Source organism: Alteromonas sp. KC3 (genome assembly GCF_016756315.1).
Taxonomy (GTDB): domain Bacteria; phylum Pseudomonadota; class Gammaproteobacteria; order Enterobacterales; family Alteromonadaceae; genus Alteromonas.
In genome coordinates, this window is the sequence record NZ_AP024235.1 from 2,860,229 (window position 1) to 2,886,161 (window position 25,933).

Annotated in this window: 14 protein-coding genes; 4 read left to right on the forward strand and 10 right to left on the reverse strand. The window is 42.8% G+C overall.

Annotated features, from left to right (window positions below; translation table 11 throughout):
- Positions 1 to 9 precede the first annotated feature (9 nt).
- Both JN178_RS12755 and JN178_RS12760 read left to right on the forward strand, forming a co-directional pair.
- Complete coding sequence (locus tag JN178_RS12755; RefSeq protein ID WP_202261897.1) at positions 10 to 3,738, forward strand: TonB-dependent receptor domain-containing protein; 3,729 nt, start codon at positions 10 to 12, stop codon at positions 3,736 to 3,738.
- A gap of 59 nt (positions 3,739 to 3,797) precedes the next feature.
- Positions 3,798 to 5,546, forward strand: coding sequence for an Ig-like domain-containing protein (locus JN178_RS12760; RefSeq protein WP_202261898.1), 1,749 nt, complete (start codon positions 3,798 to 3,800; stop codon positions 5,544 to 5,546).
- Between the two features lie 434 nt (positions 5,547 to 5,980).
- Here JN178_RS12760 and JN178_RS12765 read toward each other — a convergent pair whose 3' ends face one another.
- Both JN178_RS12765 and JN178_RS12770 read right to left on the reverse strand, forming a co-directional pair.
- Complete coding sequence (locus tag JN178_RS12765) at positions 5,981 to 7,411, reverse strand: aldehyde dehydrogenase family protein (protein ID WP_202261899.1); 1,431 nt, start codon at positions 7,409 to 7,411, stop codon at positions 5,981 to 5,983.
- Positions 7,408 to 8,559, reverse strand: a complete 1,152-nt coding sequence (locus tag JN178_RS12770; RefSeq protein ID WP_202261900.1) for a mandelate racemase/muconate lactonizing enzyme family protein — start codon at positions 8,557 to 8,559, stop codon at positions 7,408 to 7,410. Before JN178_RS12770 ends, JN178_RS12765 begins: the two co-directional genes overlap by 4 nt.
- 503 nt (positions 8,560 to 9,062) lie before the next feature.
- Between JN178_RS12770 and JN178_RS12775 the strand changes: the two genes are divergently transcribed.
- Positions 9,063 to 11,042: a glycoside hydrolase family 127 protein gene (locus JN178_RS12775; RefSeq protein ID WP_202261901.1), complete on the forward strand. Its 1,980-nt coding sequence runs from the start codon at positions 9,063 to 9,065 to the stop codon at positions 11,040 to 11,042.
- A gap of 412 nt (positions 11,043 to 11,454) precedes the next feature.
- Here JN178_RS12775 and JN178_RS12780 read toward each other — a convergent pair whose 3' ends face one another.
- The 6 genes from JN178_RS12780 to JN178_RS12805 form a co-directional block, all read right to left on the reverse strand.
- Positions 11,455 to 12,897 carry a sulfatase-like hydrolase/transferase gene (locus tag JN178_RS12780; RefSeq protein ID WP_202261902.1) on the reverse strand — a complete coding sequence of 481 codons (1,443 nt, stop codon included), beginning with the start codon at positions 12,895 to 12,897 and terminating at the stop codon, positions 11,455 to 11,457.
- Positions 12,878 to 14,467 carry a sulfatase-like hydrolase/transferase gene (locus JN178_RS12785; protein ID WP_232369566.1) on the reverse strand — a complete coding sequence of 530 codons (1,590 nt, stop codon included), beginning with the start codon at positions 14,465 to 14,467 and terminating at the stop codon, positions 12,878 to 12,880. The genes JN178_RS12780 and JN178_RS12785 overlap by 20 nt, the downstream gene beginning before the upstream one ends.
- A gap of 449 nt (positions 14,468 to 14,916) precedes the next feature.
- Positions 14,917 to 15,666 (reverse strand): FadR/GntR family transcriptional regulator, encoded by a 750-nt coding sequence (locus JN178_RS12790; protein ID WP_202261903.1) that lies wholly within the window; start codon positions 15,664 to 15,666, stop codon positions 14,917 to 14,919.
- A gap of 297 nt (positions 15,667 to 15,963) precedes the next feature.
- A complete protein-coding gene (locus JN178_RS12795; protein WP_202261904.1) occupies positions 15,964 to 16,608 on the reverse strand; it encodes a 2-dehydro-3-deoxy-6-phosphogalactonate aldolase in 645 nt (214 codons plus the stop codon).
- Positions 16,598 to 17,506 carry a 2-dehydro-3-deoxygalactonokinase gene (locus JN178_RS12800; protein ID WP_202261905.1) on the reverse strand — a complete coding sequence of 303 codons (909 nt, stop codon included), beginning with the start codon at positions 17,504 to 17,506 and terminating at the stop codon, positions 16,598 to 16,600. Before JN178_RS12800 ends, JN178_RS12795 begins: the two co-directional genes overlap by 11 nt.
- A 5-nt stretch (positions 17,507 to 17,511) precedes the next feature.
- Positions 17,512 to 19,080, reverse strand: coding sequence for an MFS transporter (locus tag JN178_RS12805; protein ID WP_232369567.1), 1,569 nt, complete (start codon positions 19,078 to 19,080; stop codon positions 17,512 to 17,514).
- Between the two features lie 429 nt (positions 19,081 to 19,509).
- Between JN178_RS12805 and JN178_RS12810 the strand changes: the two genes are divergently transcribed.
- Positions 19,510 to 20,487 carry a LacI family DNA-binding transcriptional regulator gene (locus JN178_RS12810; protein WP_202261906.1) on the forward strand — a complete coding sequence of 326 codons (978 nt, stop codon included), beginning with the start codon at positions 19,510 to 19,512 and terminating at the stop codon, positions 20,485 to 20,487.
- Positions 20,488 to 20,574: 87 nt separating this feature from the next.
- Here JN178_RS12810 and JN178_RS12815 read toward each other — a convergent pair whose 3' ends face one another.
- Together JN178_RS12815 and JN178_RS12820 are read right to left on the reverse strand one after the other, a co-directional pair.
- On the reverse strand, positions 20,575 to 23,103 hold the full coding sequence (locus JN178_RS12815) for a TonB-dependent receptor (RefSeq protein ID WP_202261907.1): 2,529 nt from the start codon (positions 23,101 to 23,103) through the stop codon (positions 20,575 to 20,577).
- Positions 23,104 to 23,289: 186 nt separating this feature from the next.
- Entirely contained in the window at positions 23,290 to 25,725 is a 2,436-nt protein-coding gene (locus tag JN178_RS12820) for a glycoside hydrolase family 42 (RefSeq protein WP_202261908.1), read from the reverse strand.
- Between the last annotated feature and the right edge of the window lie 208 nt (positions 25,726 to 25,933).

The following is a 25,933-nucleotide window of genomic DNA, read 5'->3' on the forward strand; positions in this document are numbered from 1 at the left end:
AGAAACCATATGTATAGAAAATTTAAGCTTAATGCGATCACAAGTGTGGTGGTCGCGTCTTGTTTGAGTCAGCCTTTGTGGGCACAAGAAGCCCCCAAAGAGTCGGACGAAGAATTGGTTGAACGTGCCGTAACTAAAGACGAAGAGTCTGATATTGAAGTTATAGAAGTTCAGGGGATAAAAGGAAGTTTACAGAAATCGGTCAACTCTAAACGTTTTAACGACAGCGTTTCTGATTCGATACATGCAGAAGATGTGGGTAAATCAACTGACCAAAATATAGCGGATGCCCTTTCTCGCGTTACTGGTGTTACTGTACAAGAAGAAGCGGGAGAAGGTACCAGAATATCGGTACGCGGTGCTGGCCCTTCTTTAAACCAAGTGTCTATTAACGGTGTGGCCTTAACAGGCGGTTTGAGCGGAGGTGGAGGCAATGGTGTTAATAATAACAGTGTTGACTTGAGTTCCTTCTCGGCAGATATTCTATCCTCTATTGATGTTGTAAAAACAGCTGCGGCCGACCAAGACGAAGGTTCTCTTGGTGCTAATATCGAACTAAAAACCGTACGTCCCTTATCGTTAAACAAACCCCGTCGCTCTTTTACTTTCGAAGGGAGGCATAACGAATTTGCTGACGATGAAGACTATCGAATTGTGGGAAGCTTTTCAGAGAAGTTATTTAATGACCGTTTGGGTTTCATTATTACTGCCACAAAAGATAGACAAAACACTCGCGTTGACAGAATAGACACAGATTGGGCAAATCAAGCTATACAAATAGCAGATGCATTTGATGAAGGCAGCCGAGCTCGTCCAGCCACGGATTTAGCAACAGGCCAACCAATTCGCGTTCTTGGCTATCAGCGAGACAACAGTGGTGAGCTTATCCTTGGCGAAGACGGCCAGCCACTATTGAACCCGATAGAGAGCCTTTTAAACTACGACCCTTCAACCCAGACCTTGGTTGAAGGTGATTTATTTGTGATGGGTCGTGAATTTATCAATTACAACTTAAATACCGACCAGCGCGACAGACTTTCTATTTCCACAGGCATTCAGTATGAAGTAAGTGACGACACTATGCTTCAGGTTGATATTACACATACGAACCAGAAAGTGTTTACCGATAACCATCGCATGTTTATGAACATCGCGCCGTTAACTCCTCTTATTCACCCTGAAGACAATAACGTCGCATTGAATGTCGTTGACCTTTCAACTAATACATTACAACGCTCGACTAGTCGCTCGATTACAGGTGGTTTCAATAGAGCAAAGGGCTTACGGGAACTTACAACTAATGTAATTACGTTAGATCTATTTCACAGCATTACCGACGATTTAACCATGAACCTAAGAGCGGGTTATTCCGGTTCTGAAGATGAAACTCCTGATAGAGCTGATCCAGACGCATTTTTTACGATTGGCACAGCAACATGGGGAACTGCCGGTCGGAATGTTGTTGAGGCCATGCCGTCGGATATTCTTGAACTCGTAGGCTACGATTGTACTCAAGGTTCTCTGTCAGACTGCGAATATTTTACTGGAAGTACACCAGCGGAGTTCGATGCCTTTGACGGGAGTGCTAACAGTGTTACGAGTCGTTTCAACCCGTTTGATTTACAACACAATCACCTTGGAAATTTAGCATTCAGAGAAAATAAATTTGAAGATACGAATAAGTCGCTGTTCATCGACTTTGATTATGCTCTCAACAATGATCACATTACAAGCATAGAATTTGGCGGAAAATATGCCCATAGAAACCGTGACGTTTCGATAAAAAATACTGCTATTACTAACGGTGAAGACCTTATTGCACTCGATGATCCTGATGCTGAATTTGAAGTGAGAGGCTTAGCATCTATCCGCGTTGCTGATATGTTGTCTGGAGACGCTTTTCCTTATGACAATTACGGTGAGGATTTGCAAGCTAATCGGGATAATGCGTTTTGGGGAGGTTGGCCATTACTTGACGCTCAAAAAGCATTAGAACTACTTTCCGGTAAAGACGCGTCTGAAGTTGGTGTGCGTTTCAGCGACCAAGGCACTCGCGAAATCACCACTGAAACTATGGCGGCCTACTTCAAGGCTAATTTTGAATTTATGGACGGCCGTCTCACCGGAAATATTGGTATTCGTTACGTAAAAGATGAAAACGAAGCGTCTGGTATTGGCGGCATCAACTATATAAGAGCCCCTCAAGTTATCGACCCGTACAACTTATTTGTGGAGAGAGATCTAGGTAACACTAGTCTTGCACCTTGCCCTCTAGGCGTACCCATCGCCAATGGCGATACCCGTTACGCGCCGCAAAACGAAGCGGAATTAAGTAACTGTTGGGCATGGCAGTTGACCCATGGATACAATTTTAATAACGCAGCGACCATACCGTTCGACGTAAACACGGGTCAATTTCTTGTTGTAGGCCCTGACGGTCAAACAGGCCTAGACGTCAACCGACTGGTATTTCAAGATGAAAATGGCAACTTTGTTTTTAACGAGTTACCTGGCCAAATTTACGACTCAAACGGGAATCTAGTACCAACTAACGCCGCCAGTTGGGCGAGATTTAACCGAACAGGCTTTGTATGGCCTTTCTTGGATAGAAGTACATCGTTCACAGGTCCAAATGGTACCGGCCAAGAAGTTCAAGTTAGAACCGCGCCAGTGTCAGATGAAGCATCAAACTCCATTTGGCTACCTAGCTTGACTTTAAATTATGCGCTGAACGAAGACACTATCGTACGATTCGCATTAACTAAAACCATGACGCGTCCGCGATTTGACTCCCTAAATCCTTCTGCTTTTATCCGTGAAAATCAGTTCGGGTTAGCATCGGGCAACGCCGGTAATACGGCACTTAGACCGCTTACGTCAAATAACATTGACTTATCTTACGAGTGGTACTTCAGCAATACTGGATTGCTGTCAGCAGCTATTTTCTACAAAGATATGGATAATTTTGAAGAAACCGTGGTTACCCCGTTCCATTATCGTGACGTGAGAGATGAAATTGATCTTCAAAGCTCTGACCTTCTTCTTGATTTTGATGAAAACCGTACCCCTGGAGGAGAAGATGACTGCCACCCACTTCGACTTGCAGCCGGATTTTTCGAACAGTGGAGAATTGAGTGTGACGTTGCCAATATCAACACATCAAAGAATGGTTCAGGTGCCACTATCGAAGGCTTAGAGCTTGGTTATACTCAGAACTACGATTTTCTACCTGGAATTTGGTCTGGTTTTGGTGCAACGATTAACTATACCTACCAGAAGTCAGAATCTGACCCAGTAGAAATTGGCAATTCTGGACGTTTCCTAAAACCACTGCCCCAACCTTTTACACCTAGGCACTCGGCAAACGCAACGCTGTTTTATGAGAAAGATGGAATTCAGTTAAGGCTAGCTCATCGTTACACCGGCCAACAACTCGTCAACCGCGGGTTGTCGGGTGTATCGCTTTGGCAAGATGATTCTCATAGATTGGATTTCAGTGCTTCATATGCGATCAACAAAAACCTGACTGTCACGTTTAACGCGCTGAATATTACAGACGATACAAGAAGAAATTTTGTAACCGCTGCAAACGCCATCAATCCAAATAATGTTAATAGCAATGAAATTGTACTTGATGAAGGCAGCGTCTACGAAGACAGCAGTATTCCTCAAGAGCGTACAGCATCGTTATTTAAATTCGGTCGTCAATTCCGAGTCGGTCTTCGCGGTACATTCTAATCATTTAACTTATTGGGCCAGATTCAATTCTGGCCAATTTCATATTTCGGAGAAGTAAGATGAAGAAAAACTTACTACAAATATCTGCTCTTGCTGCTACAGTAACAGTTGCACTCACAGGATGTGGTGGTGGAACGGACGAAGGCTTTGACCCCAAGTTTAGTGCAGACTCCCCCCTTGTAATATCTATGCCGGTGTTAATGGCAGAAATGACAGAAGAGTCGGGTGAACAAACTATCGACTTAGTGGAAGGTGTGACAGTTGATGGCCAACCAGTACAGGGGAATGTCAATATTTCTGACTTACAGTTCAGCACTACCCCCTTATATAGAACCCCTCAATCCCCTTCTATAGGTCAGCCCAATCAAACCATTTCCCCTTTTACTATAGATGGTAGAAACTTAGTTGTAGATACGGATTTATTTGCTGATCGATTAAGCACATGCGATACCAGTGACAACTTCGGTTCGACACCAGGCTCTGAACCAGACGGCCTTTTAGATAACCCACCGTCGGTCACCTATACCATCGATTTTGCCGTAGATAATGGTTTTAACTTGCAGCCAGGGGAAGCTTTACCTCGACGAACGCTTGAGCTAACAGTGAACGCTATTTTTGATGACGTAGAAAGCGTTACAGCGGAACCCATTAGAGTTTCTCTTGGTAAAGAAGGCACGTTATTTGCCACCGTACTGCCCCAAAAGGCGTGCGACCAACGTTTATCCTATAGCGTAGCGGATAATAATATTGCGACGATAGATGACAACGGCAATATCACCACCCTAGCCATAGGGGAAACTACGGTAACCGTAACAAGTTTAAGCAATCCAGAGCTGTCGACAACCGTAACCTTGGAAGTGTTTTCTGAGTTCACATTAAACCTATCGAACAAAGACATTGATGAAAATGGTTTAACAACCGACTTTAAGACTACCCCATCTTGTGTTTCTGCAGGTTTATATGTTGAGCCACAGCCAGCTTCAGGCGAAGCGCTTACTGGGGAATATACCTATGAGTGGTCTTCAGCTAACGAAATTGATTTTCCTCTAGCCGAAGCAATACATTTCGGTGAAGATGGGATTGGTCGCTTTAGCACGGGCGATATAAACAATGAAGGTTCACAATTTGAGGCAAGCGTTGCCTATTTATCTGGCGATACCGGTTCTTTCCCTAGCGATGAGGTAGAGAGTAAAAGCGCTACTGTTATTATCGAAAAGAACTTGATGTGTGACCCAGGAACATCGGCACACCCAGCAGGGTTCAACACCGACTTTAATCTAGATGGTGAAGGCGCGCCCTGGAAACCTGATGGCATAGTATCTACTGTGGACGACTCCTTGTCAGGAAGGGCTCTGGAAGTGACCATGACGAATGTAAATAACGGGTTTACTCGTATTTTGCAGCAAGTCTTTAATAAGCAGCGCAACTGGCATAGCTCTACCTATGGACTTGGTGGGGCGAGTGTGGGTAAAACCTATAAATTTGCCATGTGGGTTAAATTGCAGGAAATACCAGAAACAGAAGTTCAGCTTCGACACGTTGTGCTTCCTTTTGCTTACCAAGACGGCCCCACAGGACCAGGTTTTGACAGAAGGCTGGAAGCAGCAGGAATATTCACGTCCACACTTCGACCTACAACTGAGTGGCAGCTTGTTGAGTTCATCGACGATGCTACTGGCAATCGGGAATGGTCAGTCCCTGAAAACTGGACTGTGGTAACTGATGTATTTGTATTCTATGAATTTCTTGGGTTCCCTGTGGGCGCTAAAGTACTCATTGATGAATACTCATCGGTAGAGGTTCAATAAAACCAAAACATTTGTTTGATATTAACGCGGCCACAGGGCCGCGTTTTTGTATCTATCAAAAGTAACATTAGTGCAGTGCCTTCTTCTGCTCCACCAGCTCGCTGAGATCTGAAACTTGGGGGAAGAATAGTTATATGAGACAGAAAAAGGAAATACGGCTTGTCCTAAAGACTTGAGTCTTTTTCCTTCTTGTTAAGCCTAGCACTTTGAAATAAAGTTCAACGCAGTCGCCTGTCCCCTGGACCAATAAATAACTAACTTTAATCCGTGAAAGGTTAGCTATCAGTTATAGAGGCTGAAAAGCGGACAATGCGTTGAAGGAAATGGCATATCTAGCGCTAACGTTTCTAAGTAATCTACATAACAAAAAACCTCCTAAATAGGAGGTTTTCATGTCAATTCCGTGCTTAAGGTTTTTACTCTCTACGCAAGGGTTAACTCATAAGTATAGAGACGCGCTTGGTCGTGTAAAACTCTTGCAAACTGTATTTCGAACAGTCTTTACCCACGCCACTTTGCTTAAGACCACCATGGGGTAATTGCACAGAATAGTGCGCTTCGTTAATGCACACACTGCCAGCCTGAATGCCTTTAGCTGCGCTAAATGCTCTGCTTAAGTTCGTTGTATAGACGTACGCCGCTAGACCAAACTCAGTATCATTGGCTTTAGCAATGATGTCATCAGTTTCGGAGAACGGAATAATGGACAGTACGGGACCGAAAACTTCAGTACGCGCTACTTCCATTTTTTCTTTTACGTTAGTAAGAATAGTCGGTTCCATGTAAAAACCTGAGGTTCTGTCACTAGGAACGCCACCGCCTAAAACAATTTCCGCGCCATCATTTACCGCATCTTCAATTAATTTGAGGATACGACCACGTTCTTTTTCGCTACTTAGCGGGCCCATGAGACGTTCTGCGTCATCACCTGTACCTAACTGAATGCCACTTGCATGGGCAACTGCCTTGTTAATAAACTCGGCGACTCGTGATTCATGAACAAAGCAACGGTTGGGTGATACACAGACTTGGCCAGAATTACCGTATTTAAGGTTAACGATATCAGTCACGGCTTTATCTAAGTCTGCATCATCATAAACCACTACAGGAGCATTGCCACCAAGTTCTACCGAGAAATGTTTAACGCTGGTGCACGCTGTCTTCATTGCATTAACGCCAGCCCGGGTAGAGCCGATCATAGTGAACAATGCGGTTGTGTCGCTTGTCAGCAGCGGATTAGTATTATCATAGTTATTGCTGGTAATAATATTAATAACACCTGCTGGGAAACCAACTTGATGAGCAAGTTCTGCGCACTTAAGAGTGGCAAGTGGTGTCACTTGTGAAGGTTTAATAATACAGCTGCAGCCAGAGGCTAAAGACGGAGCTAGCTTGTAACCTAAATTAAGAAGTGGAAAATTCCACGCTAGATACCCCACCACTACGCCTAAGGACTGACGTTGAATGAAATGGTGAAAACGCTCGTCAGGATCAACAATAACGGGCTGCTCAATACGCTTAGCTTCCTCAACAAAAAAGCGAAGACAATTCGTGAGCATACCGAAATCATACTCTGCATTGTCTCGAGGCTTCCCCGTTTCCTCAATAAGTATTGCAATAATATCTTCCGCGTTTTCTTCAAGAAGCGTAGCATAGTCTAGAATAAGTTCAGCGCGCTTAGCCAGCGGCGTAGAAGACCACTGTTTAAAACCGTCATTAGCAAAGCCCAACGCTTCAATTACTTGATTTTCTGAAATATCCGGCACTTCGGTAATCACGTCTCCAGTTGAGGGGTTAAATACCGGAAAAGTTTTATCTGCGCCAGTTAACTCGCCATTAATTAGCATCTTAAATGTATGGTTCATTTTGTCTCCGTTTCGCAAAACACATAAGGTTTCATTGCGTCTAAATTGATTTCAACACCTAAACCATTTCCAGAAGGCACGTAAGCGTCGCCATTTTCCACAATTACTTTTTGTGAAAATATATCGTCGCGTAAAGGATTTTCAGTGCGATCGTATTCTAAAAAAAGTGGCTTCTCTTCAGCTCGACCTGGCTCGTGATAAGCAGTAGCAAGGAAGTGACAAGCGCTAGCTAGATTAAGCTGTGTTCCCCAAACATGAGGGATCATATTAAGCCCTTGCGACGACGCTAATGTTCTGATTTTAAGCGCTTCACTTGGTCCACCACAATAACCTAAGTCGGCTTGCACTAGCTGTACGCCACCGGCGCTGAGTAGCTTTTGAAAACCGAAGCGGGTTTGCTCGCATTCACCAGTAGCAATAGGCGTTACACATTTATCGCTTAGCTGTCTGAATTGAGCCGCATGTTCGGGGGATAGAGGCTCTTCAAACCAAGCATAATTGCACTCATCTAGAACCTGCCCCACTTTAATAGCTTCGCTTAAATCAAATGCATGGTTTGAATCCGCGGCTAAAATCGTATCAGGAAAACGCTTGCGAAGTGCGCGAATAAAAGATATATCAAAGTCAGGGTTCTTTCCCACTTTAATTTTTAATGCTTTATAACCTTCATCTACATAGCCTTGGGCCTCTTCGAGCAGATGAGGAAGTAGTTTATCTTCGGGTAAATTGATGTAATACATGCCCGTGGCATAGCAAGGTACTTTATCTCGGCATTTTCCGCCCATTAATGTACTTACACTCTGGCCTAACGCTTTGCCTTTTAAATCCCAAAGCGCCATATCAATTCCTGACATTGCTGCTGTCATAACGCCAGCTCTTGCGAAGTCTAGAGAAGCGCGCCACATATAATGCCACAATGCGTCTGTTGAAAGTGCTTCCCGTCCAATAATGCGAGGCGCGTAGAATTTCTCTACTGCTGCCTGAATAACATCCGCCGGGCCATAACATTCTCCCCAACCGCTGATACCGTCATCAGTAATGATTTCTATGACAAGTACATTTCGTTGATTGTAAAACCATTGAGAAAAACCGAAAGGCTGCTCGAGATGACACCGAAGATGGTAGGTTTTAATACATTCAATTTTCATTTTAAGACTCAATTTTCACGACAGCCATAGTGGCATACTCTGAGTCGCCACCAAATTATCTAACAAATATAAACATATGATGTTTGCATTTCAACTACATTTACAGATTTGTAACAAGAAATAGTTGAACATAGGATTTGTGATATGTAACCACCCGCGCATCTTCTCCGGGATTACGCCTATCAGACCTGAAAATATAACAGTGAATATGTTAATATTTCTTGAAAGCTCAAACATCATATGTTTACATTGATCTCAGTTGAAAACTGTGTTGTCAGTAACGCTGTGGTTGTTATATCTGAGCCACTACTTTAATTCTCCCATGTTCTGTTTTCACAATTAGAAAGTACATAGAGCTAAAAAGAGAATGACAAGACAGCGAAAAGATACGAAACAAAAAAAGTAAAACATAGAGTAAACAGTGCTTGGTAAGCGCATGTTTTATAGCGCTAAATGCGCTGGTTTTTTTATGATGAATTTAGTTATCGGTAGTGAGGTTTTCCATGCCAGAGAATTTAACGCGCAATAAGACAGAAGTTGATACGTCTAAAAGCCCTAACGTAAAGCTCAAACCTATATCCATGGGCGAATGTAAATGGAAGGACGGTTTTTGGGCCGAAAAAACTAAGCTTTGTGAAGAATCTATGATTCCGTATATGGGAAGCCTACTTACCGGTGAAATTGGCCATGCTCTAAATAACTTCAAAATCGTAACGGGAGATTTTGATGGCGAGTTCGATGGTGAGTACTGGCATGACGCTGACTTCTTTAAATGGATGGAAGCAGCCTGCTACATGTATGGATTGAACAATGACCAAAAGCTTCTGCAAGAAATGGACGAAATTATAGCCACCATTGCTAAAGCACAAGAAGATGACGGTTACCTTCATGCCTATATTCAAATCCATGGCATTGAACATTTTTCAAACCGCAAGTATCACGAAATGTACAACTGTGGTCACCTTTATACCGCTGCATGTATTCATTATCGAATGACGGGTAAAACTAACTTTTTAGATATTGCCCTTAAAAATGCTAATTTGCTGGTATCAAAGTTCGGCCCTAACCCACCTGAGTTACGTCGTTTTGGTTTTAATCAAACCCAAATTATGGGTCTTGTTGAGCTTTATCGAACTGTAGGGAATGGAGATTACCTTAAGCTTGCTGAGCAATTTATCAACAATCGCGGCCAGGCAGAAATGGTGCATGACTCAACAACTATTGGCTATCCTATCGGCGATATGGTGCAAGAGCGCGTACCACTTCGCGAAGAAACTGAAGCTGCTGGTCATGCTGTATTGGCGCTTTATTACTACGCTGGTGCAGCCGATGTTTACGCAGAGACAGGTGAAAAAGCGCTTATTGATGCCTTAGATCGTCTGTGGGTAAATGTCACGCAGAAGAAAATGTACGCCACCGGCGCCGTAGGGCAAACCCACTACGGTGCGTCTCCGCGTAGGGATATGATTGAAGAAGGTTTCATTGACGAATATATGATGCCTAACTTAACCGCTTACAACGAAACCTGTGCGAACATCTGCAACGCCATGTTTAGCCAAAGAATGCTGGGTATTCACGGCGAGTCAAAATACGCTGACATTATGGAGTTAGTTATGCACAATTCTATGATGTCTGGTATTAGTGTATGTGGTACCAAGTACTACTACGCTAACCCTCTGCGTAAAATTAACGATGCCCGCGACTACGAAAATATGAATACAGAATCGCCAGATCGCGAGCCCTATCTGTTCTGCTTCTGCTGCCCTCCTAACTTGGTGAGAACTGTTGCAAAGTCTTCATTATGGGCCTACAACCGTTCAGACAACGGCATATCAGTGAATCTATATGGCGGTAACACATTAGAAACTACACTACTCGACGGCACAGAACTTAAGCTTACTCAAAGCACTGAGTATCCCTGGGAAGGCTTGGTAAAAATCACTATTGATGCGTGCAAAGAAGACGCTTTTGACATCATGCTACGCATTCCGGAGTGGTCGAAAGAAAACACGTTGAAAATTAACGGTGAAACCCTCGATATTGCGCTTGTTCCAGGTGAATTCGCGACAATTACTCGACAATGGAAAGCCGGTGATGTGATTGAACTAGATATGCCAATGCATATTAAATTAATTGAAGGTCATGAGCGTATTGAGGAAGTACGCAATCAGGTAGCCGTTAAGCGCGGCCCGATAGTTTATTGCGTTGAGTCTCCTGATTTGCCTGAGTCAGCGAGCATTACTGATGTGTATTTACCAAGTGAATCCAACTTAACGGTAAATAGGAAGCCTTCATTCTTAGGTGGTGTCACAACCATCGACGGTGAGGTACTTTTGCGCAAAGACAAAGGTAAGGGTATGTATCGCGATGTTACGCAGCCAGATTTTGAAAGCATGCATACACAATTCGTACCCTACTTTGTGTGGAGTAACCGCGGTGAAGCTGAAATGAGCGTGTTCTTACCGGTTATTTGGCAGCAGTAAGCACTGTATAGGAAATAAAGTCTGCGATGTGTATGATTCGCAGGCTTTTTTACTTACCAATAACTAATCTTCTGTAGTTTTCAAAAACGTATTTATTGCTATGCAATATACTTGTCCTTATAGCTCAACTTTTTCAGAGGCACTCGACTCTATGCTTGTTGCATTAGCCGTTCTAGAACCTCTTCTCTCACTTGCGTTCCCAAAGTAGTTTCAGCTGAAGCTAGTAGAAATTAACTTTTCATTTTGGCTACCAAATAATTCAAACGAAAAGCCGGGCCAGTAACTTTGTCGCTAGATTCATATACGAATCACTCGCAATAAAATAAATGTTGTAAACGTTTTGCAAATCGAGTGCACCAAAAAACAGACGTATCTAGACGTCTGTTTTTTGGTTGGGCAAACATTAAAAACGTTAATCTAACTCAAAGGTTTCACCGTAACGCGGCATATCTTCACTGCGCCACTCGTCTCCTTCCTTATGAATATGGAACCATTGGGGAGGTTTGTTCGACCATGCCCAATGACCAGCATCTTTAACCATATCAGCTAAAAGCTGCGGGTATTGCGCACTTAAGTCATTGGTTTCGCCAATATCTTTAGCAACATCAAACAGTTTCCAACCTCCCGTTGAGGTAGTGCGAACCGCTTTGAAGTCATCACGACGAACAGAAACATCGTGCGCACCTTTACGGTGTCGCATTATAAACAAACTCTCCCCTTCGCGAGCACTTGTGTTATCAATAATGTGGGGAAGAATGTTTTTACCATCGAGCTTTTTACTTCTTGGAGCCTCACTTTGAGCAAGCGCCAGAAATGTTGGGTAGTAATCTAACGTTGAAACTGGTGCATCGTACTGTTTACCGCCTTTCAAACCTTTTGGCCAGTGAAAAAACATAGGTACGCGATGCCCGCCTTCTCTTGCACTACCTTTTCCTTCTTGCAAGGGTAGATTGACCCCTCCCCATTTGCGCTTACCACCGTTGTCACTGACAAAGACGATCAGCGTATTGTCATATTGTTTTGTCTTTTTAAGTGTTTCCACTATTTCCGCAATCCCGCGGTCTACGGCGTAAACCATGGCCAGATACGTACGACGCTTTTTATCTTTAATATGCGAAAAGAGAGCGAGGTCTTCTTCTTTCGCTTCTAACGGTACGTGCGGCGCGTTGTACGCTAAATACAAAAAGAAAGGCTGCTGCTTGTTCTGTCCCGACCTATCAATAAAATCAACTGCTTCTCGAGTAAATGCATCGGTCAAGTATTCGGTTTCTCGCACTTCTTTTGTGTTACGCATTAGTGGCGTAATGTAATCGTTAAAACGTTTAACACCCGATGCTTTGGCCTTTTCATATTGAGCACGATATTGATCTGGGAAGAACTTATGACCACCACCTAAAAAACCATAAAACTCGTCGAAGCCTCTACTATTTGGCTGATAAGGTGCTTCCTCACCTAGATGCCACTTACCAATGGCGCCTGTATGATAACCAACCTGCTGCAATGCTTTACTAATAAATATTTCATTAGTATCAATTCCCGTACTCGAACCATCGACCGGAAGATTGAAATCAGCACCAATTTTATGAGGGTAGCGCCCTGTCATAAGCGCAGTTCTACTTGGTCCACAAAATGGGTGTGCTACATAACCTGAACTGAACCGCACTCCTTCGTTGGCAAGGGTATCCAAACTGGGGGTTTTAACGTCATTGTCGAAGCCGTGATAACCAACATCAGCGTAACCTTGGTCGTCGGTTATAATAACCAAAATATTTGGCCTTTCTGCTTCTATCGCTACAGCAGGCAGCGCGGATAAGAAGCTCAGTGCCGCTAAAAGCTTAGTGACTTGTTTTTTCATATCTGGCGTCCTTTAAATAGTGATTAGCGTGATATTCTAATTTTGTTAATGCTGGGTCTTCAGTGCGCTTTAGTTCCGAAATCAGTAGCTTAACCATATCTGAGCGCACGTTCGCATAACGCTGATCGTTGATAAGGTTGGCGACCTCACCAGGGTCTTTTTTAAGGTCGTAAAGTTCATCTAGATTTTCACCAGGGTTCCATACAAATTTGTATTCGGGTGTGCGAATTGCACGTATACCGAACCATGACCCGTTGTACCACTCATAGGCGTAAAGTGCTGTATCAGCCTGCCCTTCTTCCGCTTTATCACCTTCTAACATGAGCGGAATTAAGCTATGACCATCGTAGTCTTCTTCTGTTTCCAAATGCATCATTTCAGTTAAGGTTGGCGTTACATCTATCAGCGATACTTGGCGCTTAACCACCCTAGGTGCAATATCAGGGTCCTTAATGAGAAGCGGCATTCGCATGAGCTCGTCATAAGCATAGGGCCCTTTGTCATAAAGCGTATGCTCACCAAGCATAGAACCTTGATCGCCCAACAATACAATGTGTAGGTCATCGTAAATGCCTTCTTCTTTCGCCTGTTGAATTAACTCACCAATAATCCGATCCACCATGGCGATAGCACCGTAATAATGCGCGCGTGCTTTTCGCCAGTCCATATCACTCATATGACCCACATCATGCCAAGGCCACCAGACTGCACCTTGCGCCATAGGCTTGTTAATGCGTTTGACGAGATGATTACTTGGAAGCTCGAGTTCTGATGGGTTAAACATACTGGCGTAAGGTTCAGGTACGCGATAGGCAGGATGAGGTTGATTGAAACTGATAACACCGAAAAACGGACGTTCATCATTTGCCATTTGCGAAAGCATTTTCTTACCTGCTACCACTTTTTTATAGGCTTCAGTATCCTCATAGGAACCAAGAAGAGTTCTGTAATACTCATGTTTTTCGCCGTTTGAATCGAGTTTACCTTCATAATAACCCTCAACTTGCTTAACTTTTCCTCTAGGCGTAAAAACTCGTGTAAAACGTTCCCTTGGTTCATGGCCGTGTGCCAAGTCTATTTCAGCACCGCGAAGCTCAGTACCTCGTGCACCGAGGTGCCACTTTCCTACGTGGCCGACAAGATATCCTGCCTCAGATGCTTTTTTGATGAGCCCACCTTCGTTTAAATCTAACTCTGCTAAACGGGTATGATAAAGCTCTACGTTGTCATCAAGACCAGTTTTGTGTCCCCATTTCCCTGTATAAAACGCAGCACGAGAAGGTGAACAAAGACCCGTAGTCGACATCGCATTATCGAAACGGGTACTTTCAGCTGCCAGCGCGTCAATATTAGGCGTATCCACCGGCCCTCCTCTGTAAGAAAACGTATCGAAACGCATATCATCGAACATCAAGACAAGCACGTTGGCACGCTTCTCAGTGCCGGTTACTTCTGTAACGGGTATAGTTTTCATTGAAGATGCGCCTACTGCGCTTTGACTCACACTAAAACCAAGCATGCTGCCTAAGACCACACACATTGTTTTTTTAAAGAGTGTTGATAGTGGCATTTACTTCACCTCTTTGAATGCTGATATCAATTGATTGCATTTGCCCATATCCGCTTGGACAACCTCCGGAGAATGCTATGTGTTAGCTTGCTTTCTAAAGCGCATTTATCACTACTAACCAGACATTTTGCTTTGAATCACATCACACAGTTAATTCCAAAATAGTTACCTAATCTACGCGAATTCGAATGAACGCACTAAATAGTATAACGAATTTAAACATATTATGTTTAAATGTAAAGCAAACTTGAGCGCTTGTTAATGAAAAGTTACTTAAAGTGAAGCTGGAATGAGATAGCGCGCATAACTTAGTATGTTATTTGAGCATTATATTTGAAAGCGAGAGTGTGGCTAGATTTAATGAGGTTAACTACGGCTTTTATAGCCCTTTAAAACAGAAAACCAGTGGCTATAGAAAATAGGCACTGGTTTTATCAATTTTAATTTCCTTATTCTTCTCTGAAGCTATCGCCGAAAGCCTCTTTCAACCTTCTAATAGCATCTTTGAGAAGTTTCTCTGTAAGGGCCTCTGCACCCTCTCCGTCCCCGCTTGCAATCATTTCATAAACATCTCTATGAAATTTAACTGAGTCGCTGTTTTTACGAGGATCTTGGTTAGTAATGCGAACACTTACTAGCAGGGCCGAGTAAATCATACCCTCCATAGCGGTCAAAAACTCATTGTGTGCAGCACGTAATACCGCTTGGTGAAATAAAGCATCAGCAACAATGAACTTTTCTAAAGAACCTGACTCTTGCTCCATCCGAATAACAGCATCTTCAATTTCTTTAAGTGCTTCAGGGTCAGCACGTTCAGCAGCCCAACGCGCGGCTTTAGGCTCAAATGCTAGCCTTACATCCATTAACTGACTAATGAAGTGTTCATTAGGTGGCGCTGTGATATGCCAAGCAAGCACGTCATCATCTAACAATATCCACTCGCTACGCGGGCGAACTTTAGTGCCAATCCCACGTCTGACATCCAAAAGCCCTTTGCCAACCAGAATCTTTACCGCATCGCGAATAACTACGCGGCTAACCTGATAACGCTCTGCAAGCGAGTTTTCCTCTTCTAACAAAGTACCTGGCTCTAGAGAACCAGCAACGATACGACGGCCAATTTCTTTCGCCACTTGCACAGACAGGCTTGGCGTCATTTTAGCAGCGCGTTTTAAGTCGTAATAAACTAATTCATTCATTTAATCGAACCCGATTACATTAAACATATGACAATCTAAATCATAACACCTTTAGTTGAGTCACGCCATTGCGCTAGGGTCTTTGAGCCATCAGTTGTATTTACGCCAGCTTATTGTTGTAGCCAATGAACTCTTAGGTTAACCTTTAGCATCCACCGCAAGGCAAATTCTCTAGACCACTACGATATGCGTATATCTCCTCAACATTATATTAAACTACTGCAAAGACCAAGTGTATTATCGTAACTCACTACCGAAAAAATGTCCTAGCGTAAGGAAATGCAATTAAGCAGAGATTTAAGCGCCTTGTTCGCTTGACAGTGCTTTATATGTTTTCACGAACATTTTCGCTTTCTGTCTAACTTCCTCTAAAGCCATAGACGGCTTATAAAGCTGTGAACCTAAACCAAAACCTTTAGCTCCGCAGCTCAAATAAGGAGACATGGACTCAGAAGTTGCGTCAATACCGCCAACGGGAAACAACGATATATTTGGCGGCAAAACGCTTTTTATCGCGCTCATCCCCCCCAAGCCTACCATGGAGATTGGAAATAATTTCAAATTGGTTGCCCCTGCATGCACAGCGTTAAATGCTTCGGTAGGGGTTATAACACCAGGATAGGTAACACACCCAGCATCAACAGCTGTTTTAATGACTTCTACATTGCAATTCGGTGTTACTACAAGATTTGCACCGGTATCTAACACTTGTTCAACCAAATCCAATCTCGTTACCGTTCCTGCACCTAATTCGAAGTTTTTAGTACCGTACTCATTAATAAGTAAACGTATACTTTCAAGCGCATTAGGGCTGTTCAAGGGAACTTCTATTTTGGTAAATCCTGTCGTCACGAGTACGTTTGCGACATCCAAAATTTTCTGAGGTGTTACGCCCCGCAAAATGGCAATAAGAGGTACTTCAGCGGCCTTTTCACTGTTCATTCTCAATCTCCTTGATAATTCTTGCTATGCCATTAAGGAAGCAGTTGTTCCCAGAAAACGTGTATGTTTCTATTTGCAACTCTCTAGCAGCCAACTCATACCGTGCACACAATGCTTTGCCGCCGACCAAGTAGATATTTCTTTGTGTCGAGCTGTGAAGTTCATTACCAATCAAAATTCCAGACAGGTAATCAGCCACTTCGTGATCGGCTAATTCTCCAAATAGCCTAAGCGCTCGGGCAGAAAAGATGTCATTGAGCAAAGCCCCCTCAGCAGTCCTTTTCACCCCCTTTATAAATGCACCTTCATTAATAACTTCCTGTGCTGGTAATGGCGGCTTTACTGATGAATAGTGACTTAGTAAAGCGTAAAGCTCACCTGTGAAATATGTAGAAAAGCTTGAGATAGCACCGCTTTTAATATCGACATGCTTACTGTGAGTACCCGGCAGTACAACGCGCATATTGTTTGAATCGGTAAGCAGTGGTAAACCAAACACCTGGACTTCCTCACCACGCATAACGTCGCAATAGAGTTCAGCTGACCTATAGCTCACTCCAGGTAAAATTCTAGCTAGCGCCCCCCAGGGTAGCTCAAAACGAACCGCATTATGCGCAACATCAGATACTGATGCTGGTGCTGCAACATAAGGCACTTCTTTCCATCCCGACGCAGAGCCAACCATCCCGGCCATTAGTACTGGGATATGATGGTAGCTTGATGTCATTGCTTTTAATTTCGGCTCTAATGCTTCAGCGAACTTACCCTCTTTTATTTGTAGAAGGCCCAAAGGCGCCTCTATGGTGTCAATTAATGCCCCATTACTATCTAATCCAAAAAGCCGGAAGTTACTTGTGCCCCAGTCGACGACAAACGTGGCTATGCTGTTGTTGTTCATCTAAATCACTTAGCCCCTAACACATTTTGATTTGTTAGCTCGAGTTCTAGCGCTTCTATCGTTTTCCCCTTTGTCTCAGGTAGATAAAGGTACATAACCACTAGGCCAAATAAACCAATACCGGCATACAGTAAAAAGATGTTTGCTACGCCCATGTTATCTAGTTGCCAAGGGAAAAACTGTTGAATTGACCACGATGAAATAGTTTGAACAAGTGCAGCGAAAGGTAGCGCCACACTACGTACCTTATTAGGAAAAATCTCTGAGAATATCACCCACATAATGGGTCCTATTGATAAATTAAATGCAGCAAGGAATGCAAAAATACCGAATAAGACGAGTGGTGCATTAACACCGATAATTGTTTTTTCGATAATAGTGCCACTTACCAACGGCAGTGTCTTTTTATCAAAGTGTTTGGTTAGTTCAGTTTTCAATTCCACATCGCTATCGAAACTTTCTCCGGTAAACGGCAATAGCGACATTACGGGTAAAGCATTTTGCTCAAAATGTGACGTAAGCTCAGCCATAGCAGTCTCGCTAAATTCATAGCTTGCTTGTTTAAACCCTAAGAACGTTGAACCGTGAGCAACAACTACGAGTAAAAGACCCGCTATGGTAAGTGTCCTTCTACCAAGCTTTTCAACAAACCCAATAGCAACAAGCGTTGCAGCAAGCCCTACTACACCTGTAGAAATAGTTTGCATGAAAGTATCTTCGACACTCATACCAATTTGTTCAAACACCATTGGCGCGAAGAACAGTACTGCGTTCATGCCAGTCGCCCCTTGAACGAATGCGTACGCAACTGCGATAAATACGACAAAACGAAGCCCAGGACTAAAGAGCGCTTTAAGTTGAGAAAGGGTGTCTAGTTCACTATTGCTAGTAAGTGAACGCTTTACATCTTTTAATAACGCTGTCGCCTTTTCACCAGAGGCAATAACTTCGAAAACAAACAATGCTTCGTTGTCTTTTCCCTTTTTAGCTAGCCATCGAGGCGACTCAGGAATACACCAAATTAGGGCAATCCAAATCGCGTTGGCAATCAGCTCAGCGCCCAACATAACGCGCCAAATATTTTCGTTAGTTAACCAAGTAGATGTAGGAAGTGATTTAACAAGAATGTAGTTAACTACAAAGGCACATAGCAGACCGAGTCCAATCATAAACTGATTAATTGAAACGAATTTGCCTCGTTGGTGCGCAGGAGCAATTTCTCCAATATACATGGCAGAAACCGTGATTGATGCGAACGCCACTCCGCCTATAAAACGGCCCACAAGAAGCATTTCATAACTCACCGCGAATGCAGACAACAGAGAAGACAGCGAGTAGGTAAAACCGATAGCGAGCAATATTCTTGCTCTCCCGAACTTTTCACACAGTGTGCCTGTAAAGAAAAGAGCGAGAATAACACCAAGCAGTGCACAGCCTACAAGCGTACCTTGTTGCATTGAATCTAATTCAAACTCTGCGCTTACAAACCTGAGTGCGCCTGATATATTTGCTGCATCAAGCCCAAATACGAAGCCACCAAATGCGGCAACAAGGGCGAAAAAAGAAACATTCACGCTCGATGAGCTAAATCTAATGGGTAACCTCACAACTTCCTCATTCAAAATATACTACCAATATAAACATAGTATGTTTAAACCAGGGTTTCTGCAACCTGAATATAAACGTTTTGTTAACGTTTCGTTTTTCATAATGCTACGTGACGCAACGGTTAATGCTTATTGCTACGACGCCACAGGCTAATTCGCGTCTATGAAAGAAAAAGTCCTCAAGCAATTTCGGTATAGGGGCTTTAAAGATCTTGCTCCAATACATAATATATTCTATAACATAATATGTTTGCTTCTATATGAATCTGGTTGTTAAATTAATGTAAACAAAGAAGTGCTAGCGCTTCTTTTAGCGACTTCAGTGCATGTTAACTAAGTGGATATACCGTTTTGTATTATGTTTTAATGATCAGTGCTTTTGAAAGGTAGATGTATATGATTACCCACCCCGTAACTATTAAAGACATAGCGAAACTAGCAAACGTTTCGATTGCAACAGTTTCTCGGGTTATCAATGAAAATGGAAAAGTAAAAAGCTCGACCAAGACTAAAATCCAACAACTAATAGACAGTTTGAACTTTAAACCGAATGCGTATGCCAGAGATTTGGTGAAAAGTCGTGCTTCATCAATAGGTGTTATTTATCCGCATTTCTCGTTTGACTGTCATGAGTTCAATGGTTTAAGTCAAGCCAATAATGGCCCCCCACTCCCACCCTACTTAGCACAAACGGCACATTCGGAAGATGAAGAAAAAGCGCGAATTGAAGAATTAGACGCTCTCGGATGCCCTGGGATTGTGCTTTGCCATTCTAGAAGTTCTGCGCAAAAGCTCAATTACTGGGTGAAAAAGCTACCCTATCTTTATTGTATTGACCGTCAATTGGCCTCTTCGTCCTTTCAGAGTGTTAACTTTAATCATTTAGACGCAGGTATACTACAAGCTGAAGAAGCCCTTAGAAATGGTGGGCGATTTGGAATAGTTGTCTATTCAGTACTGTTCAATCATGCCAGTGCCCAGCGCTTTTCTGGGATTATCGGAACTCTTAGTAGTCACAAAGGACCATTGGAAGTTGAAACCTTGTCTTTAACAAAGTCTGACATAGATAGTGCTTTCGACTTAGTTACTGAAAATGATGCTTTATTCAAAAGGGCCGACTTCATTATCACTGAGAACGACTTTGCGGCCTATGGTGTAATTAACGCCCTCAAAACGATGGGACTCAGGATTCCTCACGAGATATCAGTAATAGGTTTCGGCAACCATATGATATCTACTTTGAGCTACCCGAAGTTAACCACAGTTCAATACCCATTCAACCAAATGTTGAACGAAGTAGTGTATCGAATAGGAAAAGGGAAAATACGTACTCGTGATTTTCGGCCAACGCTAGTAAAACGACAGTCCAGTTGACCACTCTCACCTAACATCTTTAAAAAGTAATCTCTTATAGAGCGAAAAAGCCTGATGAATCAGGCTTTTTTCGTTGTTTTTTATCTACTAGAAAGTATAGGTCACGCTTCCACCGATAAAGCGAGAGTAATCACGAGGATAGAACCCGCTACCAAAGCCTTCAGTGTTTGTGTTTCTGCGGGTTGTGTATTCTTTATCAAGTACGTTTCTCACGAAAACGTTGAACCGTAAATTATCTTTTCCAATACCAACAAACGCATCCCATATGCCGTACGATGGATTTGAGCGTTGATCAAAAGCAAGTTCGTTGACTGTCTGCGTTGCTTCACCTTCATACCGATAAACAATACGAACATTTCCATCCCAACTACCTAGCTCGTATTTTTGCTCAAGCGTACCTAAAAATTGCTCTTCGGCGTTGTTCGGGAACGGTAAGCCACTCAAATCTAAGCGCGGAGCACCTGCTACCTCAGAACAACGGTCGGCTAAATTACCACCGGAGCGATCGGTCCCGCTACGAGGACAATTTACCGGCGCATTGGAAAAATCTTCATAAACCGCTTCGTAATTAGCGTAGCTAGTAATAAAGCGAAGCGACTCGGTGATATCCAAAATCATATCTGCCTCAAAACCATGAGATCGAGCCTCTTCTGCATTTACATAGCCTGCAAAAGTATTGCCTTCGTCTTCGTCGAGAATCCTTACGGCACGAACTTGATAGTCCTCAACACGCATATCGAAATAGGTTAAGTTGAACAACAAACGATTGTCCAAGAAACTTGATCTTACGCCAATTTCGAAGTTGGTAGACTGCTCAGGCTTAGTAGGGAAATTATCTACATCGTCTGGGTTAGTATTACTGGTAACGAAATACGATGAACCTTTATAACCTGTTGAATAATTTACATAACCACGGAAATCATCGGAAAAATCATACCCCAATACCGCTTTATATATAACATGGGTGTCAGAGTCGGAAAACTTAGTCGGCTCTGTACGGTTTATAAACAAGCTTTCATCTTGTAGTGCACGAACAAAAACTTCTTCATAGGTATCGAGACCAACACCATCTTGGGGAGTCCTTAGGTCAGTTCGAGAGAAGCTAGCTTCACCTTCTTCTTTCAGAGCTCTAAAACCGAAAGTAGCGTCCAATTCATCTGTTATTTGATATTCTAGCTGACCAAAAATAGCGTAGTTGGTGAATTGAGTCGTGAAGTCACCACCATTTAGCAATCGACTAGGCTCCAATAATGATCGGTCATCTATGCCTGTTTCAGCATAATTAGCTAAAAACGCATTGGTTGACGGACCTGAGTAGCAACCTGCAAGTACACCATTTTCGATTAACCCTCGACGACCTGCGATACAACCGTCTCGGGTTTCAGAACGCTGGCCCTTTGTATCATGAAAGAAAAGACCAACTATCCAGTCGAGCTTTTCGTTACCGAACGAACTCAGGCGAATTTCTTGTTGAATGACTTCAACGGATTCATTTCCACCAAACGCAGAACGCTCCACAGGAAAGTTAACAGTGAAGAAGCCAGAGCTATTGAAAAGCTCGAAGTCGCGATATGAGCCTATATAAGAAAGTGTCTTGTCTTCACTTATATCATAATTAACCTCTATAGAAGCGCCAGCATTAGTAGTCTCTCCATAGTTGGCTTCAGGATTACGCGCTGTCACGGGGTTCCCAGCCTCTTCAAAAAAAGACTCTGGATTCACGCGGTTGTAAGTGGTTCCTTCAATAGTACCATCATCGCGAACATTGATAATTGGCCGTGGACCGAAGTCAGGATTTATTCCTCCAATTCGAGTAAAGGCACAGCAGTTAGTCTCTCGTTCTGAATATTCTGTTCTCAACAAGACTTCTAGATCTAAACCGTTGTCATACAAAAGCTGGCCTCTAAGCCCATAAGCATCGACTTCACCGATATCGTAATCTTCGGCGCCAGGCATCGTATTTTCAATCCATCCGTCGATGGTTTCATATTGCGCATTTACACGCATTGCCCAATTGTCGTTTATCGGTGCGTTAACGTGCCCGCTAACTTCTACTCCATTGTCTTGGGTTATTTCTAACCTTGCCTTCCCCCCAAATTCTGCAAGGTTAGGCTTTTTAGTTACATAGTGCAAAAGGCCTGTAGAGGTATTCTGGCCAAAAAGCGTGCCTTGCGGGCCACGCAAAGCCTCTACACGCTGTAGGTCAGAAACGCTAAGGTTTAACATTGATTGGCGAGGTAACACTTCCCCATCAATAACAACAAGGTTAGAAGACTGCAGGCCGATAGAGTTGGTGAAAGTGCCTATACCACGGGTTTTCAATGTTGTAGTACGAATTTCAGTGCTATCATCGATGCCGAAACCAGGGAGGTATTTGATAAGATCAAAACCATCTTGAACGTTATAACGCTCTAACAGGTCTCCTTGAATAACTTCAATTGATACAGGAACTTCTTTAAGCGCTTGCTCACGCTTCTGTGCCGATACCAAAATCACCTCAACATCTTTCTCTTCTTTTTCAGACTGCACCGTTTCTTGTGCACTAACTGACTGAGCAACTAGGCTCAGAGAAAATCCCGCAAATAAAAGCGCATCTTTTATAGAAACACCTTTCATACCTATCTCCAACACTGCGTTAACAAATCAAGTTGGATGTATATAAACATATGATGTTTATTTTAACAAGATGTAAATTTATATTTATGTAAAAATTTGAGGAGGTGTTGGTGAACTAAATAAAGAAGCCGGTCAATTGACCAGCTTCTTTATATGGCGCTAGGTTGAGTTAGTACAGCTAGGCGGTTATTTTACTTCAACTTCAAGTAATAACACTTCTTCCGAGCCTAGCTCAAAAACGCTGTTCATACTTTTACTTGTTATCAAATCTGTTACCTTTAGCTTGTTCCCACTTTCATGTGAAAGGCCAATTTGAACAGCTTCATGACCCACGCTTAATAAATTTACGAGGTATTTATTGTCGTCTGTTTTCACCACCCTCGTGATTGTAGTCTTATGCTCAACTGGGCTATCAATTTTAAACTTAATATCTCTTTCACTATTCAGTTTTATTTCAGCTAATGCAGTTTGACGAAGCTTTTCTATGTCAGCGTCTTTATCAAGTATTATTAGCCTACCTTTATGTGCCTTCAAGGTGTTTTTTCGAAGCTGCCCGTACTCATTAAAACGAAGAGACTGCCTATCTATTACCACAGAGCCCCCCGCATTTAAGTATCCTTGTAACGCGTCAAACTCGTCATCGGTAACGTTTGGCGTTTTGTATACCACTATAGTATCCCACGCAGAGTTATCTTGCTTTGCAATTATGTTTTGAGTGGCATAGCCAAGCGGGAAGCCCTCAAAAAACATAGACTTATAGAGCCTACTTTGCGTACTCATGTAGTCACTAACGTTGATAGCAGACGTTTCTGAGTAGAACAGACGTATCGGCCTATTCTGCTTTCTAAGCGCCATAATTTCTTCAGAGTAGGTATTTAAGTCGAACATGACCTGCGTTACTTCGTTAGAAACGTGAGGCTGCATATTAATTGAACCTGCGAACGCGCCCGCTAAACCAGGGTCGAAAAAGTTAAGTTCACCTTCTAAACGATCTTCGGGGGAACCATCTGGATCGCGCATCCAAAACCAGCCCATGTTCGCATCCATCCCTTGTAGCGTGGCTAACCAATATACGTTTCTCACGTAACTTTCACGTGGGTCCATTACCTTCCACTGACCAGACGACAAGAAATGAGATTCTGAATTTACGTTGATTTTGTTTGGCGACACCGACTCTGTAAAGTCGTGGATCATACTCATACCATCCCATTTATAAGTGTATTTTTCCCACCAGTCTGAGGAAATATGTGGTCTTATACTTGGGCTCCCTAGTGCTTTAGCATCATGCCCAATCATAGTAGTAAGTTCGGTTAAGGCTTCTAAGTCTATACCGTGCGAGCGAGAATCTTCGTAAAACGTACGCGGAAAAATTTTTATGTGGGTGTTTGCATCAGGGTTTACTGCATGTAGTTCATTTTGCATAAATGTGAACCAAGATGTTGCTCGATGCATATTGTAGCGATTCCAATCAAACCAAATTGGTTTTCCGCGTAACTCTGCATTGATAGGGATTTCTATCTCAACATCGTCGATGCTAGCAAACTCAGTTCCCCAGTTATCGTTGAGCTGTGCTACGTTGCCTTTATATTTTTTATTGAGCCATTTTTGGAATTCAGCTAACGTGTATGATGAGATTCCTTGCATTTCCTTGTAGTTACCTGTCCAGTGGCCTGCTTCTGAATACCAATGAGGCTCATTGGCAAGCACAAAACCTAGCTCAATGACTTTTTTGTCTTTGGTCACTTCGGAGGCTTTACGAAGAATCTTGCTCCATACTTCCCGGGCAAGTGGGTTATCCAAATCAAACCCCTGAAAAAGCGATCGCCCTTTTCTAATTTCTGGTTCTTTTGCTTCTACCCACTCAGGAATGCCCATCAGCCATGCAACTAAGTAGCCAATATTGTCATCGGGAATGTCTGTAAGTTCCTTTAGCAAAGCTTCATCAAACGTACCGTCTTCCTTAACTAAAAAAGAGTTGATAGCGCGGTCATGATCAACGGGATAAAGATTTTCGCCACCGTGATAAAGTGCACCTAAATAGTCGTTATAGATATCAGGCTGCCCCAAAGGCTGACCTACAGACTTAGAAAAGTAGTCGTATAAGAATATAGGCTTGCCGTTGCTCACAAACATATCTTCAGTAGCTTTAGTGTTTTGCCAGTCAACTTTAACAACTGGGCGACGTTTTATTTCGCCACGAAGCTCTTTGCCTAATTCTTCTATGCCAGCGTCAAGAATATCTATCACCTTTCTGCGCTCGAAATCTGGAAGTTCTGCTGCTAGCTGTGCTTTATTAGGAGCAAAATGTCGTTCATAACCAAAAGCAGCTTCTATAGCCTCAGGATTTGCTTCGTCCCAATTTGCAAATTTTAGGAACTCATTAGAAAACCAAACAACGGCTTCTTCCCGCGTTACATCTATGCCTTTTGACTTTGCTTCGTCCATCATTGTTTGAAGTACGTTAATTTTGCCGCGAGCTGTCGCTTCAAGTGAGCTTTTTGCCCCCTCTTGCTGACTTAGATTTACTGAAGAAGTACTGCTTTCTGTAATTTCTATCTGCGTGCACGCGGCACCAATCATTATAAGTGGAGCCAGAGCGGCAACCTTAAACTGACGTTTCATAATGTAGTCCCAGGTTAACAGCACGTTGGCTAAGCCTCATTTGCAAAATGCTGCGCGCCGACGTACATCAATTTATCAAGTTCAAAAACACCGAATTGATACTACATAAACAAACATCATATGTATACATCAAATTTACATTTGCACTGATATGGTTTTCTTTTTTTAACAAATCACAAAGAAATATATGCGGTGTTTGACGTGATTC

What these genes read in the sequence shown, in the direction of transcription:
- JN178_RS12770 (WP_202261900.1), bottom strand. Translation starts at nt 8,559, where the DNA reads ATGAAAATTGAATGTATTAAAACCTACCATCTTCGGTGTCATCTCGAG.
- JN178_RS12780 (WP_202261902.1), bottom strand. Translation starts at nt 12,897, where the DNA reads ATGAAAAAACAAGTCACTAAGCTTTTAGCGGCACTGAGCTTCTTATCC.
- JN178_RS12815 (WP_202261907.1), bottom strand. Translation starts at nt 23,103, where the DNA reads ATGAAAGGTGTTTCTATAAAAGATGCGCTTTTATTTGCGGGATTTTCT.
- JN178_RS12785 (WP_232369566.1), bottom strand. Translation starts at nt 14,467, where the DNA reads ATGCCACTATCAACACTCTTTAAAAAAACAATGTGTGTGGTCTTAGGC.
- JN178_RS12800 (WP_202261905.1), bottom strand. Translation starts at nt 17,506, where the DNA reads ATGAACAACAACAGCATAGCCACGTTTGTCGTCGACTGGGGCACAAGT.
- JN178_RS12795 (WP_202261904.1), bottom strand. Translation starts at nt 16,608, where the DNA reads ATGAACAGTGAAAAGGCCGCTGAAGTACCTCTTATTGCCATTTTGCGG.
- JN178_RS12820 (WP_202261908.1), bottom strand. Translation starts at nt 25,725, where the DNA reads ATGAAACGTCAGTTTAAGGTTGCCGCTCTGGCTCCACTTATAATGATT.
- JN178_RS12790 (WP_202261903.1), bottom strand. Translation starts at nt 15,666, where the DNA reads ATGAATGAATTAGTTTATTACGACTTAAAACGCGCTGCTAAAATGACG.
- JN178_RS12760 (WP_202261898.1), top strand. Translation starts at nt 3,798, where the DNA reads ATGAAGAAAAACTTACTACAAATATCTGCTCTTGCTGCTACAGTAACA.
- JN178_RS12765 (WP_202261899.1), bottom strand. Translation starts at nt 7,411, where the DNA reads ATGAACCATACATTTAAGATGCTAATTAATGGCGAGTTAACTGGCGCA.
- JN178_RS12775 (WP_202261901.1), top strand. Translation starts at nt 9,063, where the DNA reads ATGCCAGAGAATTTAACGCGCAATAAGACAGAAGTTGATACGTCTAAA.
- JN178_RS12755 (WP_202261897.1), top strand. Translation starts at nt 10, where the DNA reads ATGTATAGAAAATTTAAGCTTAATGCGATCACAAGTGTGGTGGTCGCG.
- JN178_RS12810 (WP_202261906.1), top strand. Translation starts at nt 19,510, where the DNA reads ATGATTACCCACCCCGTAACTATTAAAGACATAGCGAAACTAGCAAAC.